Source organism: Desulfovibrio oxyclinae DSM 11498 (assembly GCF_000375485.1).
GTDB lineage: Bacteria > Desulfobacterota > Desulfovibrionia > Desulfovibrionales > Desulfovibrionaceae > Pseudodesulfovibrio > Pseudodesulfovibrio oxyclinae.
Genome location: NZ_AQXE01000003.1, coordinates 139,222 through 153,569, shown reverse-complemented (window position 1 = coordinate 153,569; position 14,348 = coordinate 139,222). Strand labels below are relative to the sequence as shown.

At 58.9% G+C, this 14,348-nt stretch carries 12 protein-coding genes and 1 pseudogene; 6 read left to right on the top strand and 7 right to left on the bottom strand.

What is annotated here, in order from left to right; genetic code table 11:
• Window position 1 precedes the first annotated feature (1 nt).
• From B149_RS16440 to B149_RS0104820, 5 genes and pseudogenes are all read right to left on the bottom strand, one after another.
• Complete coding sequence (locus B149_RS16440) at window positions 2–2,230, bottom strand: two-component system response regulator (RefSeq protein ID WP_083909151.1); 2,229 nt, start codon at window positions 2,228–2,230, stop codon at window positions 2–4.
• A 3-nt stretch (window positions 2,231–2,233) separates the two neighbouring features.
• A complete protein-coding gene (locus tag B149_RS18975; RefSeq protein ID WP_425386875.1) occupies window positions 2,234–3,493 on the bottom strand; it encodes a methyl-accepting chemotaxis protein in 1,260 nt (419 codons plus the stop codon).
• A gap of 171 nt (window positions 3,494–3,664) precedes the next feature.
• Window positions 3,665–3,724 (bottom strand): annotated as a pseudogene (locus B149_RS18970) (hypothetical protein); the annotation flags it as partial.
• An 864-nt stretch (window positions 3,725–4,588) separates the two neighbouring features.
• The gene (locus B149_RS0104825) at window positions 4,589–5,971 is read right to left on the bottom strand and encodes a sigma-54-dependent transcriptional regulator (RefSeq protein WP_018124039.1); all 1,383 of its coding nucleotides are present in this window, start codon (window positions 5,969–5,971) and stop codon (window positions 4,589–4,591) included.
• An 8-nt stretch (window positions 5,972–5,979) separates the two neighbouring features.
• Window positions 5,980–6,921 carry a response regulator gene (locus B149_RS0104820; protein WP_018124038.1) on the bottom strand — a complete coding sequence of 314 codons (942 nt, stop codon included), beginning with the start codon at window positions 6,919–6,921 and terminating at the stop codon, window positions 5,980–5,982.
• 200 nt (window positions 6,922–7,121) lie between these two features.
• Here B149_RS0104820 and B149_RS0104815 point away from each other — a divergent pair, with 200 nt between their 5' ends.
• Window positions 7,122–7,763: an RluA family pseudouridine synthase gene (locus tag B149_RS0104815; protein WP_026167458.1), complete on the top strand. Its 642-nt coding sequence runs from the start codon at window positions 7,122–7,124 to the stop codon at window positions 7,761–7,763.
• A 72-nt stretch (window positions 7,764–7,835) separates the two neighbouring features.
• On the opposite strand, the gene B149_RS0104810 is transcribed toward B149_RS0104815, so the two are convergent.
• Entirely contained in the window at window positions 7,836–8,231 is a 396-nt protein-coding gene (locus tag B149_RS0104810) for a cytochrome c3 family protein (RefSeq protein ID WP_018124036.1), read from the bottom strand.
• Window positions 8,232–8,381: 150 nt separating this feature from the next.
• Window positions 8,382–9,398 (bottom strand): glycosyltransferase family 9 protein, encoded by a 1,017-nt coding sequence (locus tag B149_RS0104805; protein WP_018124035.1) that lies wholly within the window; start codon window positions 9,396–9,398, stop codon window positions 8,382–8,384.
• A gap of 120 nt (window positions 9,399–9,518) precedes the next feature.
• On the opposite strand from B149_RS0104805, the gene B149_RS0104800 reads away from it, so the two are divergent.
• The 5 genes from B149_RS0104800 (at window position 9,519) to B149_RS0104780 (ending at window position 14,342) form a co-directional block, all read left to right on the top strand.
• A complete protein-coding gene (locus tag B149_RS0104800; protein WP_018124034.1) occupies window positions 9,519–10,589 on the top strand; it encodes a hemolysin family protein in 1,071 nt (356 codons plus the stop codon).
• Window positions 10,589–11,014 (top strand): cytochrome c maturation protein CcmE, encoded by a 426-nt coding sequence (locus B149_RS0104795; RefSeq protein WP_018124033.1) that lies wholly within the window; start codon window positions 10,589–10,591, stop codon window positions 11,012–11,014. The genes B149_RS0104800 and B149_RS0104795 overlap by 1 nt, the downstream gene beginning before the upstream one ends.
• A 104-nt stretch (window positions 11,015–11,118) precedes the next feature.
• Window positions 11,119–13,005 (top strand): heme lyase CcmF/NrfE family subunit, encoded by a 1,887-nt coding sequence (locus tag B149_RS0104790; protein WP_018124032.1) that lies wholly within the window; start codon window positions 11,119–11,121, stop codon window positions 13,003–13,005.
• Window positions 13,006–13,008: 3 nt separating this feature from the next.
• The gene (locus B149_RS0104785) at window positions 13,009–13,671 is read left to right on the top strand and encodes an ABC transporter ATP-binding protein (RefSeq protein ID WP_018124031.1); all 663 of its coding nucleotides are present in this window, start codon (window positions 13,009–13,011) and stop codon (window positions 13,669–13,671) included.
• Window positions 13,665–14,342, top strand: a complete 678-nt coding sequence (locus B149_RS0104780; RefSeq protein WP_018124030.1) for a heme exporter protein CcmB — start codon at window positions 13,665–13,667, stop codon at window positions 14,340–14,342. The genes B149_RS0104785 and B149_RS0104780 overlap by 7 nt, the downstream gene beginning before the upstream one ends.
• Window positions 14,343–14,348: the final 6 nt, after the last annotated feature.

Sequence of the window (14,348 nt, the reverse complement as noted above, 5' to 3'; positions counted from 1 at the left end):
TCTATTCCGAGTCGGGTAGCTCCGTGAGGATTTGATCCACGGGCACGGGTTTTCCGAAGTAGTAGCCCTGCACCTGATCGCAGCCGAGTTGCGTCAGGATTTGCAGTTGCTCGGCGGTCTCCACGCCTTCCGCCACGACCTTGAGGCGGAAGTTCTTTGCCATGTCGATGATCGAGGCCACGATCATGCTGCTGCTGGCGTCTTTCTCAAGATCCAGAACAAATGATTTGTCGATCTTCAAAACATCGATGGGGAACTCCTTCAGATAGTAAAGCGAAGAGTAGCCTGTGCCGAAGTCGTCGATTGACAGCCGGAATCCGGCTCTGGAGAGCGCCTTGAGACGGGCGACGCTCTCATGCACGTTGGTCATGGCGTTGTTCTCGGTTATTTCGAGTTCCAGCCTGTTCGCCTCAATTTCGTGTTCGGAGACGATGGAGAGTATGGTTGCCGCCAGATTGCTGCGTCCGAACTGAAGTGGCGAAAGGTTTACCGAGACAGTGCGATCCGACAGGCCGAGCTGTTTCATGTCTCGGCAGGCGCGGGCTATGACCCATTCTCCAATGGCGACGATCTGCCCTGTCTCCTCGGTCAGGGGGATGAACTCTGCGGGGCTGATGATCTGGCCGTCGTTTTCCCACCGAAGCAATGCCTCCCATCCTGTCACGCGACGGGTGGCGATCTCGATTTTGGGTTGGTAGTACAGCCGGAACTCCTCGTTGGCGAGGGCGGAACGAAGCTTTCTTTCCAGTTCCATCCTGCGCGTCATCCGTCGGTTCATGCGGCTGGTGAAAAAACGAAATCTGTCGTGGATACCGTCGCCTGTGCGCTCCATGGCGAGTTCGGCCTGACCGAGCAGGGTTTCGTGCCTGCGGCTGTCGTCCGGGAAGATGCTAATGCCGATGCGACTGCTGAGTTCCAATGCGCCGCCATGGGTCTTGATCGGAGTGGCGATGGATTTTTGAATCTCCCGTGCCAGTCCCGCGATCTCTTGAACGTCGGAAGGTTCATGCATCATGAAGGCGAACAGGTCCCCGCCGACGCGGGCGACGGTATCCCCCGGTGCCGCCAGCGTTTCCAGCCGCCGGGCAACTTCCTGCAGAATGGAATCACCGGTACGATACCCGTATGAATCGTTTATGTGCTTGAAATTGTTTATGTCGATGCACAGCAGTGCGGTGCGCTTTTCATTTTTAAGCGCAACACGGAGCCTGTCCAACAGCAGGTTTCGGTTTGGCAGCTCCGTCAGGGCGTCGTGCTGGGACTGGAACGCTATGCGCTCATCCTTCTTCTTGTTTTCGCTGAGATCATGGAAGATCGCCGCATAGTTGACGACTTCGCCCTCTTCGTTTCTGAAAGCGAATATGTTTAACCATTCAGGGTAAATGTCACCACTTTTTCGGCGGTTCCATATCTCGCCTGACCAACGGTCATGCGCGACTATTTCCTCCCACATCCTGCGGTAGAATCTTGGCTCGTGCTTGTCGGATTTCAGTACTCGCGGATTACGTCCCTCGACTTCGGTAGGGCTGTAGCCTGTGATGGCGCTGAATGCCGGGTTGATTTTGATGATATCCGCATTGGCGTCCGTGATGGTGATGCCCTGAAGCGAATTCTTGAAAATCTCCTCCAGAAGCTGCAACTCCATCTGTGCCGACTGGCGGCGGCTGATCTCCCGTTCCAGCGAGCGGTTTGATTCGAGCAGTTCCCTCGTCCGCTGTTCGACCTGGTCTTCCATATCCGAACGGGCGCGCTCAAGCTCTTCCACCGTGCGTGCGAGTTTCTGTCTGTGCTCCCTCTCGCGCTGTTGGTAATCCCGCATCCGCAGCAGCGACTGCATCCTTATTGCCAGTTCCGTCTTGTTCACGGGTTTGGTGATGAAGTCATTGGCGCCTGCCCGCGCACCTTCCAGCCGTTCCTTTCGGCCATTGAGAGAGGTGATGAGGATGATGGGAATGTCCTCGATATCGTCACGGTTGCGGATGGCCGTTGTCAGCTCAAATCCGTCCATGCCGGGCATGAGAACGTCCAACAGGGCCATGTCGATGCTGTCATCCAGCAGCCCAAGGGCCTCTTCGCCCGATTTCGCAAGGATGGCCTCGTGCCCCATCTGCTCGACGAGACCGCCCGTGAGATGCCTTGTGAGTTCCTCGTCGTCGGCCACGAGGATGCGTCTTGGCGCGACGCTTGGACCGACTTCTTGGGAGGCGGAAGAGCTAGAGCGGAAAACCATGTGCTAGGCCGCCTTTTCGTCCTTGCCGGTTTGCTGAAGTTCCATGATCAGCTCATTGAGTTCTGAAGTCATGTCGTGCAACTCCTTCACTGACTGTGATGATTCCATCATGCCATCCGTGGTCTGGCCCACTATGCTGTTCACATCGTCGAGGGTGGCGTTGATCTGTTCCGATGCCGCGGATTGCTCTTCGGATGCGGTGGCGATGCCTTCCACCTGTGTGGCGCTGTCGCCGGCAAGACGGACGATGGTGCTCAGGGCCTCGCCGGAGTCGTTGGCGAGTCTGGTGGCACGGTCCACGGTCTCCGTGGCCTGATCGACATTTCTGAGGTTTGTGTTCGCGGATTCCTGAATGGATGTGATGCTCTGGCCTACTTCCTTGGTTGCGCCCATGGTTTTCTCCGCCAACTTTCGCACTTCGTCCGCCACCACGGCAAATCCGCGTCCGGCTTCGCCTGCACGGGCTGCTTCAATGGCGGCGTTGAGCGCCAAAAGGTTCGTCTGGTCGGCGATGTCGGTGATCACGTCCATGACCTTGCCGATGGCGTCTGCCTCGCCACCCAGTTGGCGCATGTTTTCCTGAAGGCGTGTCGCCGTGCTGTGAACTTCCGAAATGGCCTGTACTGCCTGCCCGACGATCTCGGCACCGCGTTCCGCCTCGGACCGCGCGTCGTTGGAGCTTGCGGAAGCGCTGCTAGCGTTACGGGCGACCTCCAGCACGGTTGCATTCATCTGCTCCATGGCGGTGGCTGTCTCACCAACACGGTCGCGCTGTGAACGCGCCCCGGCGCTGACCTGTTCCACCTGTGCGGAAAGTTGCTGGGTGGCAACGGAAAGGCGCTGGGAAATGCGTTCTGCGGACTCGGCAATGCGGACCATGCGCCTTTCGGCCTGCCTGATCTCGGTCAGATCGGTGACGAGCTCAATGGCACCCACCACGTTGCCTTGCTGATCCTTGATGGGGCGTGCTGAATAGGAAATGTCGAGATCACCGGCGGCGGGGTGGGCCGCGGTCTGGGATGACTCATTCATGAGGCTCTGCATGGCTTTGGCGCATGCGCAGTCGTCCGTCTGACAGTCGTCGGTCTTGAAATGGTCCCAGCACTTGGTCCCGGCGAGCGCCTTGCCGCTGGTGTGACCGGCGGCAGCTCCGGCCTTGTTGATGAACAGAATGTTGTGATCCGTATCGATGGTCATCAAGGGGGAAGGGACATTGTCGAGATAATCGAGATAAATGTCGGCCAGTTCGTTTACATCCTCCATGATGCTGGAGAATTCCCCTTCGAACTCTTTGGTTTCGGCGCGTTTAGTAAGTCTGCCAAGGGATATCTCGTGCGTCATGCGTGTTGTCTCCTCCTGCAGATGCGCACAGGTATCGCGAATTCGTGCAAGGGAGCGGATTACGGCGCCCACCTCGTCCCGGCGATCCTTGTCGAGTTCGATTCGGAACCGGCCTGAGGCGATATCGTCTGCCCGGACGGCCAGCCGCCCCATGGGACGTGATATGCTCAGGCTGATGAGCGTTGAAACCAGCAGGGCGAAGAGGATGGCTGCGCCCGTGGTTGTCAGCATGGTGGAGAGGGTGCTTTCGTGCAGCGAGTCGAATGCCTCATCGGCCGCGTGCATTTCGTTGGTGATCTCGACCAGTATGGGATCGAGTTCGTCCATGGTGGCATCACGCAGAACTCTTGCACGCTTGACCAACGGCATGAGTTCCCGAACGGTTGTGTCGGGCGACTCCAGCGCGGGGAGCAGTTCCTGCTCGAACAATTCCAGATACTCTTGGTACTCTTTCGCAAACCTGTCTGCGGCCCGCTCCCCGGAAATCTGTCGAGCTACCGTTTCGACTGTTTCGATATCCTTCTCCGCCATGGGGCGGAATTCGGCGAAGTCGGTACGTGCGGTCCGAGCGTCGCGTGTCATGACCGCGTCGCTGAATATGGAGTAGAAGTTCTCGAGCCTTGAGTCCACGGCGCTTATGGCCACCGCATCCTCGGCGCGGTGCGCTCCTTCATGTTGAAACTCACCCAGTGTCGTCAGGGAGTTGTTGGTTTGAAATCCCAGAGCAAGAAATATGGCGAGCACCAGACCGAAGCCTATGGATAGCTTCACCCCTATCTTCAAATTGGCGAAAAACATCGTGAATTCCTCGTCATGCTATGCGTTGCTGTTTGGGAACATGCAAACAAGAAGCGTACCGGAGGAATAGGGATTAGCTATTATTAATAAAGTTCAGCTATCGTGGGGTGATAGTTTTAATTTGGCTCGGACGGTGCAGCCGGTGGGGGTGTGGAATGTCCTGCTTAATCAGACCGGGTCCTGTTCAGCAAGACCGAGTCCTGTCTGACAGGACTCGGTCTAGGTCAGCGAAAGGTCGTGCTTTTTGAGCAGGTCGTACATGCGGCTTTTGGAAAGACCGGAGATGTCTCGGGCCTTTTGAGGATCGCCTGCAGCTTCTGCGACAAGCTGTTCAAGGTATGTTTTCTCTGCGAGTAGCGCCTGCCGGGCTTTGAAATCCTTGAAGGCAGGCAGCCCGGTTGCGGAGGATTCGCCATGGAGGTGCCTCGGCCTGGCGAGGGCGGCGCCGACCGCCCGTGCGCGAAGTTCCGTGGGAAGATGCTCGGGCAGCAACGCGGAGTCGTTTTGTGCCGCGGCAAGAGCGCGCTCTATGGTAAGCGCGAGCTCTCTGACATTGCCCGGCCAGTCATAGTTTTCCAGCGCCTGCATGAACTCTTCGCTTATGGTGTTGGTAAGCCCGTGGCGGGAATGGTGCTGAACAAAGTGCCTTGCCAGTGGTCGGATGTCTTCCTGTCGCCGGGCCAGCACCGGCAGGTCGATGCTGAACCCCTTGAGCCGGTATAGTAGATCTTCCCTGAACCGGCCTTCGCGCACTTCCCGGTCAAGGTCGCGGTTGGTGGCCGCGATGAGCCGGAAATCGCTTGTAATGACATTGTCGCCGCCAACCGGACGAAAGGACTTTTCCTGCAGCACGCGAAGAAGCACCCTCTGGGCGGCGAGAGGCATCTCGCCAATTTCATCAAGGAAAAGACTGCCGCCGTCTGCCTGAGCCACCAGTCCCTGGCGTGTGTTCTCCGCTCCGGTGAACGCGCCGCGGCGATGACCAAATAGCGTGCTCTCCGCAAGATTTTCAGGCAGCGAGGCGCAGTCCACAATCACGAACGATCCTTTGCACCGGGCGCTGTTTTCGTGAATGGCCCGCGCAAAGAGCTCCTTGCCCGTGCCGGTCTTGCCGGTGATGAGGGTGGAAATGTCGCTCGTGGCCGCGCTGGACATGAGCTTGAGGCATTCCTGAAATTTCGGGCTGGTGCCGATAATGCCGTCGCGTTTGGTCCCTCTGGTCTGGGGGGAGAGGTGGCGCTGCCGGAAACGCAGCGCGCGCTCGACGGAATGCTTGAGTTTGGGCAGAGAGAGCGGTTTCTGCAAGTAGTCCCAGGCCCCGCTGCGGATGGCGACTTCCGCGCTTTCCGCATCGCCCATGGCCGTCACGATGATGATCACGGGATCGCCCGCTCGCTCGCGCAGTTCGTTCATGGCCTCAAGGCCATTGCCGTCGGGCAGGTTCACGTCGAGAAATAACAGGTCCGGCGATGTTTGCGCAACGGACAGAAGGCCCTGCGTCAGTGACGTGGATGACCCACCGGCATGCCCCATCTGCATGGCCAGATGCTCAAGCGTCATGCAGGTCATTTCGTCATCATCTATGATATGCAGTCTTGCCATGGTTCCCGTCACTCGTTGCAGGGAGGCGTATCCCCAAGTTTTTCAAGAAGCATATCCAACACGATTGCTGTTTCATTTCGGACCGTGGTGAGCATGGATGCCGCTGTTTCAATCTTTTCTGTCATGAGTGCTTCATGCAGCTCGACAATGGTCGCGTGGAGCCGAGTGGCGCCGATGGTGGCCGTATTCCCCTTGAAAGCGTGTGCAACGTGAGTGGCGAGGGCAAAATTGCCTTCAGCCACGGCGGTCTCGATTTCCTCAAGACGTTGCGGGGCGGTTCGTATGAATATTCTGTACAGTTCCATGAGCAGCGCGACGTCGCCGTCGAGTGCTTCGAGTACCGTTTCGGTGTCGAAGGCATCATGTGAAGCCATGCTGCCGGGCATTCCGTCTTGCACATGCGCGATGGCCTGTGCGATCTGGGCCATTGAAACGGGCTTGGCAAGGCTTTCATTCATCCCGGCTTCGCGGCAGAGCTCGCGGAATCCCGGTTCGGCGTGAGCCGTCAGGGCGATGATCGGCAGGTCCTTTGCCGCTTCACCGGCCGCGCCGGACCGAATGTGGCGCGTCGCGTCGAGGCCACTCATTATGGGCAGTTCCACATCCATGAGCACTAGGTCGAACGGTTTGCCCGAAAGCAGTTCCATGGCCTCATGTCCGTTGCCGGCAACGGTGAGATTCTGACCCATGCGGTCCAGAAACGCGCGAATGACGCGAACGTTGTCGTGGCTGTCCTCGACCAGAAGGATGCGAAGGCGGCGAATCTTGATAGGCAACCCCGGAACCGCGTCGCGTTTTACGTAAGAATCCTCAGCGTTGCGGCATTTTGGCGAGTCGCCCACAAAGGCCACCCCGTGGCTGCGACGCAGGCTATCAAGCTCGTTTTCGAGTTCCGCGATGCGCCTGCGTGCTTCAAGCAGCGCTTTCTCCAGATGACGTTCTTTTGCCATTCTTCCTCAGGTCTGTTTTAAGTCCTTAGAATATCCGTAATGTTTCAATGGTATGTCAACTTGGTTAGAATGATGGGCAGACGGTTTTCAACTGCCTGTGGAAAGTAAGGAAATCCTTGCCACGACTTGAAGGCGAAGCTAGTTTTCGCTCCTTCATGACGCTCATTTTCGCCGGAAGGCCCAATAATCGCGAGTTTTCAATGAACGAGAAAAAACTGGATGTTTTGTATTTCGACAGGAAGCTTGTTGTTGTCAACAAGCCCAGCGGGCTGCTCTCCGTACCCGGAAAAGGGCCGGAAAATCAGGATTGCGTGGTGACTCGCGTTCAGGAAATGTTCCCTGAATGTCGGAAATATCCCACGGTTCACCGGCTGGACATGGACACTTCCGGCATACTTGTGCTCGGCCTTACAGCCCGGGCGCAGCGGGAGCTTTCCCAGCAGTTTCATGACCGGGAAGTCTCGAAACGGTATGTGGCCCTGCTGGACGGAGTTCTGGAAGAGGAGGAGGGCAGGGTGGATCTGCCGTTGAGATTGGACGTGGATAACCGTCCCTATCAGGTCGTTGACTTTGAACGCGGCAAGCCCGCGACAACGCTCTGGAAGCGCATTGCCATAGAGAATGGCCGGACCCGCGTGGAGTTTGTTCCGCTTACCGGACGTACCCACCAACTCAGAATGCATGCGGCGGAACCCGGCGGACTCGGTATACCCATCGTGGGCGACAGGCTTTACGGGTCGGGAACCGGCCCCGGCCAGCTGAAACTTCACGCCACGTATCTTCGTTTCATGCATCCAAAGACGAAGGAAACAATGGAATTCGAAGTGCCGCCGCTGTTCTAGGCTGCGGCCCGCAATATCATGAAAGGACGGGGCCACCGCACTGCGGTGGCCCCGTCCTTTTTGAACCGGCGGTCAGTTGCGGACGTGGCAGTCGCCGCAGGATACGGGAACATCCGTTGACCCCGCTCGTCTGGCGGTGGAATGGCAACCCACGCAGCTTCGTTGGTCGGACCGGTCGTGGAAAGCACGGTAGAACGAGCGAGCCTCGCGTCGTCCCTGCTGGTCATGGCATCCGGAAGAGGAACAGCTTGCAGGTTGGCCGCTGCCGTCCCATTCATGGTGACAGGTGGCGCACTGGCCCGGATCCAGTCGGTCGTGCAGCGTGTGCGAGAATGGAACTGCCGGACGCCGTGCTTCCCAGCCGTCCGGGGCGGAAAGCATCATGTCCGCGGGAAGGTCGGAGGCAAAGGCCGAAGGGGCGGCCAGCACGAAGGCAATAAGGATGAGTGCCCTGTAGAAGGTGGTCATGACGGAGTCTCCTGTTGAGGTTGTCATGACAGGACAGAGGCAAGGTCCGTGCCGGGCGGCCGAACGCCGTGAAACCGGGCTTTTCCGGAGCCAAGGATTTGTAAGGAGTGCATTCCGTGCGGTCGGTGCGCAGGAAATGCGCGTTATGGATCAGGCGGTAAGGATGTTCTGAATCGCGACCATGGCCTCGTGTGGGGTGATGGAGGCGAGGCATTCAAGACCGTTGGTGCAGCCGCGTTTGCCATGCAGCGAGCATGGACGGCATTTGAGGGGACGCTCCAACACCATGTCATTGCGTCCGGCGGGATAAAACCCCCATGCCGGAGCGGTGGGGCCGAAGAGTGCGACCACCGGGGTGCGCACGCCGGCGGCGAGATGCATGGGGCCTGAGTCGTTGGTCACGAGGACGTCGGCCCGTTCCAGCACGGCGCAGGTCTGGCGCAGTCCGGTCGTGTTGGTGAGATCGCGCGGAGTCTCGGAAAAGAGCGGGACGTCGTTGCGGCCGATGCAGACCCAGTTGATCCCGGCCAGATCCAGTTGGCTCGCCAGCTCTTCCCAGTATTCCGCAGGCCACTGCTTGGCGGGATGTGTCGCGTAGGGGTGAAGCGCCACCAGCGGCGTTCCGTCAATATCCTTGAGTGCGCCGAGCGCGGCGTACCTGTCGCCGTCGTTCAGGTGGATTTTCGGGAGCAGCTCGATTCTTCCGGGGGGGACCTTGTCCAGCGCCATGGCATACCGCTGGGGCACGTTGGTCTGTTCCAGTGCACGGGCGAACAGTCTCATGCGGGTTGTGCCGTAAAGCCTGCGCAGTATCCCTTTCTTGGGGTATCGAAAGACCCTTCCGCGCCAGCACTGGGCGAGGACGCGGGTACGGAGCACGCCATGCAGGTCGATCAGGGGCAGGCCGTGAAAATGGCGGGAGAGTTGCTTGCACTGGGCGATCCAGGCCCGCAGGCTCATGCCTGACGGCTCCACTTCGACAATTTCTTTTACCGCAGGGTGCTCCTCCAGCACGTCGGCATTGCCGGGACGGGTGATGAAAACGAAGGACAGATTGCGCGTGCGTTTCCACCAGTCGAGCACGCCGGTGGCAAGCACCACGTCCCCGAGGTGGCCAAGCCGTACGACAACCGCCGTATCTCCCTGTTTTTCCCCGTTCCGAATCATCGGGGCAGTCTGCCGGAATCCCTCGGATTGTCAAGATCAGACGCTGTTGCAGCGGGCGCGGGCATCTGGTATTCTCGAAATCGGTTACGGCCTGCGGCCGGGTTTTTTCAAGGAAAGGAAATGCTGGAACTGATAATTGCCGTCGGGGTGGCCACTCTCGTCTCCGCCTATTGCTCCGTTGCGGAGGCAGCCCTCTATTCGCTCCCCCCGAGCGCCATAGAAAAGCTCAAAAAGGAAAAACGCAAAGGCGCCGACCTTCTGGAGCGCCTGCGCATCAACGTCGAAGAGCCGATTACGGCGATTCTGACCCTTAACACCGTGGCCCATACGGCGGGTGCCGCCGTAGCAGGCTGGGCATGGGGAAACGTCTACGGAGAGGACACTCTCTGGCTGTTCACCATTGCCTTCACGGTTTTCATACTTATTCTGTCAGAAATACTTCCAAAGACGATCGGAGTCGATTACAACGAGCGCATCGCGCCGCTTCTGGCTCGTCCGTTAAGCGGGCTCATATGGATTCTGAAGCCGGTTATCTGGTTCTGCGGAGCCATGGCGAGGCTTGTCAGGAGGCGTGACGGCACCCCCGGTCACACCGAGGATGACATCAGGGCCATAGTCAGCCTGACGCGTCGCTCCGGGACCATCAAGGCGTACGAGGAGGTTTCCATACGAAACATCCTCTCGCTGGACATGAAGACGGTGGAACAGATCATGACGCCGCGAACTGTGGTTTTTTCCCTGCCGGCGGACATGACTGTCGATGAGGCCCGCGAGTCGCAGCCTTCGTGGCCGCACAGCCGCATCCCGGTGTATGACGACAACCCTGAGGACATCGTGGGCGTCGTGTATCGGAGGCAGGTGTTCGAGGCGCTGGCCAACGACGAGAACGACAGGGTTCTGGCCGACATGATGAAGCCGGTACGCTTCGTGCTTGAAACCCTGACGTTGGACAAGCTGCTGGTGCAGTTTCTTGGCAGCAGGGTGCATCTTTACGTGGTGCTGGACGAATACGGCGGCGTCGCCGGGGTTGTCACGCTTGAAGACGTGCTTGAAGAAATACTCGGCAGCGAGATCGTGGACGAGACGGATCAGGTCGTGGACATGCGAGAACTGGCCCGCGCGCGCCGCGATGAACTGACTCGCCGGGACGAGCCGAAAAAGAAGAGCAAAAAACAGGACGGAAAGAAATAATGGCGAAGAAGAACTCCAAAGCCGTGTATCTCGCGGCCATATTCCTCTTTCTGGGCGGGTTCGGTTACCTTGTGTACTCCGGGCTCACCGAGGATTCAGTGTACTTCCTCAACGTGAATGAGGCCCTCGCGGCCGACAGCTCCCAGTTGGAGCACGCGCGCCTGTTCGGCAAGGTCGCCATGGAAAACGTTGATCGCGACGGCGGCATAGGCGTCTCCTTTGACCTGCTGGACAAGCTGGAACCGGGTCGGGCCGTGCGTGTGGAATATAGCGGCTCCATCCCCGACACGTTCGAGCCGGGCGTGGAAGTCATCGTGGAAGGCGGCATGAATCACCAGAAAAACGTGTTTGAAGCACGTACGCTGGTGACCAAATGCCCCTCGAAATACAAAGAGCAGAGTGAATCAATGGACGAGAACGCCTAAGAGGCGTGAAAATATTTTCACATGCTTGCCAAAACCCCATCCGCAGTCTACAAGCGGCAAACTTTCATCCCTGAACTGCGACTCGTACTCGACAAGGAGTTTGCATGCATCTGACAGCCTACGGCGTCCTGCTCGCAGGATTGCTACTTTCACTCTTCGCCGCTGCATGGGCAGCCAGATCGGCCTGGAAAGACACAGGAGAAGGACTCCGTGCCGTGGAGTTCGGCAGCTTCGGAGCCGCCGCCTGCGTGGTCACGTCTTCGGCAATCCTGCTTGCCGCCCTCATGGCGCGGGACTATTCGTTCCTCTACGTCTATGAAAATGTGGATGAGACCCTCAACTTCATCTACACCATCACGGGATTCTGGGGCGGACGAGCCGGGTCGCTTCTTTTCTGGGAGCTGATCATCGCCGTGTGCGGCGTACTTTTCGCCTTTTCCCCGAAATACAAGGCCCTTGAAGATCGCACCAAGCTGTTCTTCTGGGTCTTTTTCATGATGTTTCAAGCATTTTTCCTGCTCCTGCTCACCTGCTGGAGCAACCCGTTCATCAAGCTCGTGCCCACGCCGCTTGACGGTCGCGGTCTCAACCCGCTGCTGCGCAACCCGGGCATGATCTTCCACCCGCCCCTTCTGTTCCTCGGCTTCGCCCTCTACACCGTCCCCGGATGCGCGGCTCTGGCTGCCTACATCGCGGGCGAACCCAAGAGCTGGGTGAAGCTGACCCGCAACTGGAACATCCTTGCGTGGGTCTTCCTCACCGCCGGTATCGTGCTCGGCGGCTGGTGGTCCTACATGGAATTGGGCTGGGGCGGCTACTGGGCATGGGACCCGGTCGAAAACGCTTCTCTGATCCCTTGGTTTGCCGGAACGGCCTTCCTGCATACCGCAGTCATCGAAGCCCGGCGCGGCGCTCTGCAACGCACCAACGTCGTGCTCATTTCGCTCACGCTGTTGCTTTGCGTGTTCAGTACCTACCTGACCCGAAGCGGGGTCATCGAGTCGCTGCACACCTTCGGCAAGAGCCCCGTGGCGATCCCGCTGGTCATCGGCATGGTCGTTCAGGCTGTATTGACGGGGCTGGTCGTCCTGCTCGGAGAAAAGCACGTGACCCGTTCCCTGAGTGATCTTGCCAGCAGGCAGGGGTTGCTCGTGGCCTGTACGTGGTTCCTGCTGGCACTCGGACTGGTCGTAACACTTGGCACCATGTGGCCCGTGATCAGCCAGATTTGGAGCGACCAGACCATGGGGCTCGGACCTGATTTCTACAACCGGGTGACCCTGCCGTTCTTCAGCCTGCTCGTGCTCATGTTCGCCGTGTGTCCCTGGCTCGGCTGGAAGGGCGGCATGCGCGACCTGAAAGGGTTCGTTGCCGTCTGCATCATCTTCGCGGTTTCCGCGGTGGCAATTTACGCCATGGGATACGACAAGCCTCTTCCGGTGTTCGCGGCGGCCTCTTCCGTGGCGGCCATCGGCAGTGTGGTGCTCCTGTTCGTGTTCTCTCCGGCCATGCGTCGCAATGCGACCTCGTGGGGGCAATACGGAATTCATCTGGGTGTAGCCATGATGGCCCTTGGAATAGCCTTCTCCGGACCGTACAAAGCCGAGGCCGAGGTGACCCTTGCGGAAGGGCAGACCATGCGCATCGAGGGATATAACATTACCTACCTTGACCACGTGCAGGACGAGACCAAGGAACTCAGCGCGCGGCTCACGGCTCGACTCAAGGTCGAGAAGGGCGGCGAGCTGGTCGATATCATGCACCCTGAAAAGCGGATCTACCGTAGTTATCCCGGACAGCAGTTCGCGGAGGTGGCGGTTGTTCCGTCCCTTGGCGAGGAGCTTTACGCCACCGTGCTCGGTCTGACCAAGCAGGGTGAGGTGAGCTTCAAGATCAGCGTCAATCCGCTCGTGAACTGGGTGTGGATCGGCGGGACCGTGATGTGCATCATGGGGCTGGCTTTATATCGTCGCGAAAAGGGGACCGTCTAGCCGATGTCCGGCGACGTGGTTCTCAGGGTGGGCAAGGCCGCCAAATTCTTTGGACGCAAGCTGGTCTTCAAAAACGTGTCGTGCGAGCTGAAACGCGGGGAGATTCTTCTCCTCGCGGGCCGCAACGGCGCGGGAAAGAGTACGCTCATGAAGATCATGGCCGGGCTGGGACGCGCAAGCGCCGGCAAGGTCGAACTGCTTGTCGAGCCGGAGAAGAGCGCCTACCTGGGACATGAAACCTTCATCTACCCGGGCATGACTGCCGCGGCCAACCTTCGCTTCTGGGCCGGAATGTACGGCGTGGATGCGAATGAGCGGGCAGTTGCCGCCGTTCTGGAGCGTGTGGGGCTTTCACGCGTTGCAGAAGAAAAGGCTGGCGGATTCTCCCGGGGCATGTCGCAGCGGCTGAATCTGGCGCGCGTGTTTCTGGTCGAACCGGAACTCGTCTTTTTGGACGAGCCCGGCACCGGACTGGATTTTCGGTCGCTGGACATGATGCGTCGCGAGATTGATGCGTTTCGTGATCGTGGAACCGCCGTGGTCTGGATCAGCCATCATGTGCACGAGGACCGTAACATCGCCGACAAGGTGCTGGCGCTGGGCGGCCGCAAGGTCGAGTATTTCGGACCCGCCGCGGATTACGAACCGGAGGGGCCGACATGCTGAAACGCGCCATGCTCATCGCGGGCAAGGACCTGCGCCTCTCTGTGGGAGGAGGACAGGGACCGGTTCAGGCCGTCCTGCTGGGCCTGATCCTCATATTCCTTTTCAGCCTGTCCAAGCCGCTTGGGGGAGCCATCACCGCGCAGGCCGCCGGAGCCATCTTCTGGCTGGCTTCGTCCTTCTGCCTCGTGCTTGTTTTCAACGACCTGTTCAGTATTGAAGAAGCCGAAGGGGCGAGGCTGGGGATTCTCTCTTCGCCGGTGCCCATTCATTCGGTCTGGATTGGAAAGGGACTGGCCGGACTGAGCCTGCTGATTCTTTCTCAGCTGGTGTTCTTCCCGGCGACCGTGGCCTTTCTCGGGCAGGACGTGAACGGTCCGGCGTGGCTGTTTTTTGCGGCGCTTGCCGGTGCTGATGTGGGGCTTTGCGTTCTGGGTGCGCTCCTTGGTGCCTTGTCGCAGGGCCAGACCGCTCGTGAATCGCTTCTTTCCGTCATAGTCTTTCCGTTGCTTCTGCCAGTGTTGCTGGCCGGCATCACGCTCTTTGCCGCGGCATTTTCCGGGCAGGGCGTGGATGAAGCCATGGACTGGATGGGACTGGTGCTTGCGTTCGATGCGCTGTTTGCCGGGGCCGGGCTTTTTCTGTTCCCGTTCGTATACGGAGCCGAGGATTAACCGTTC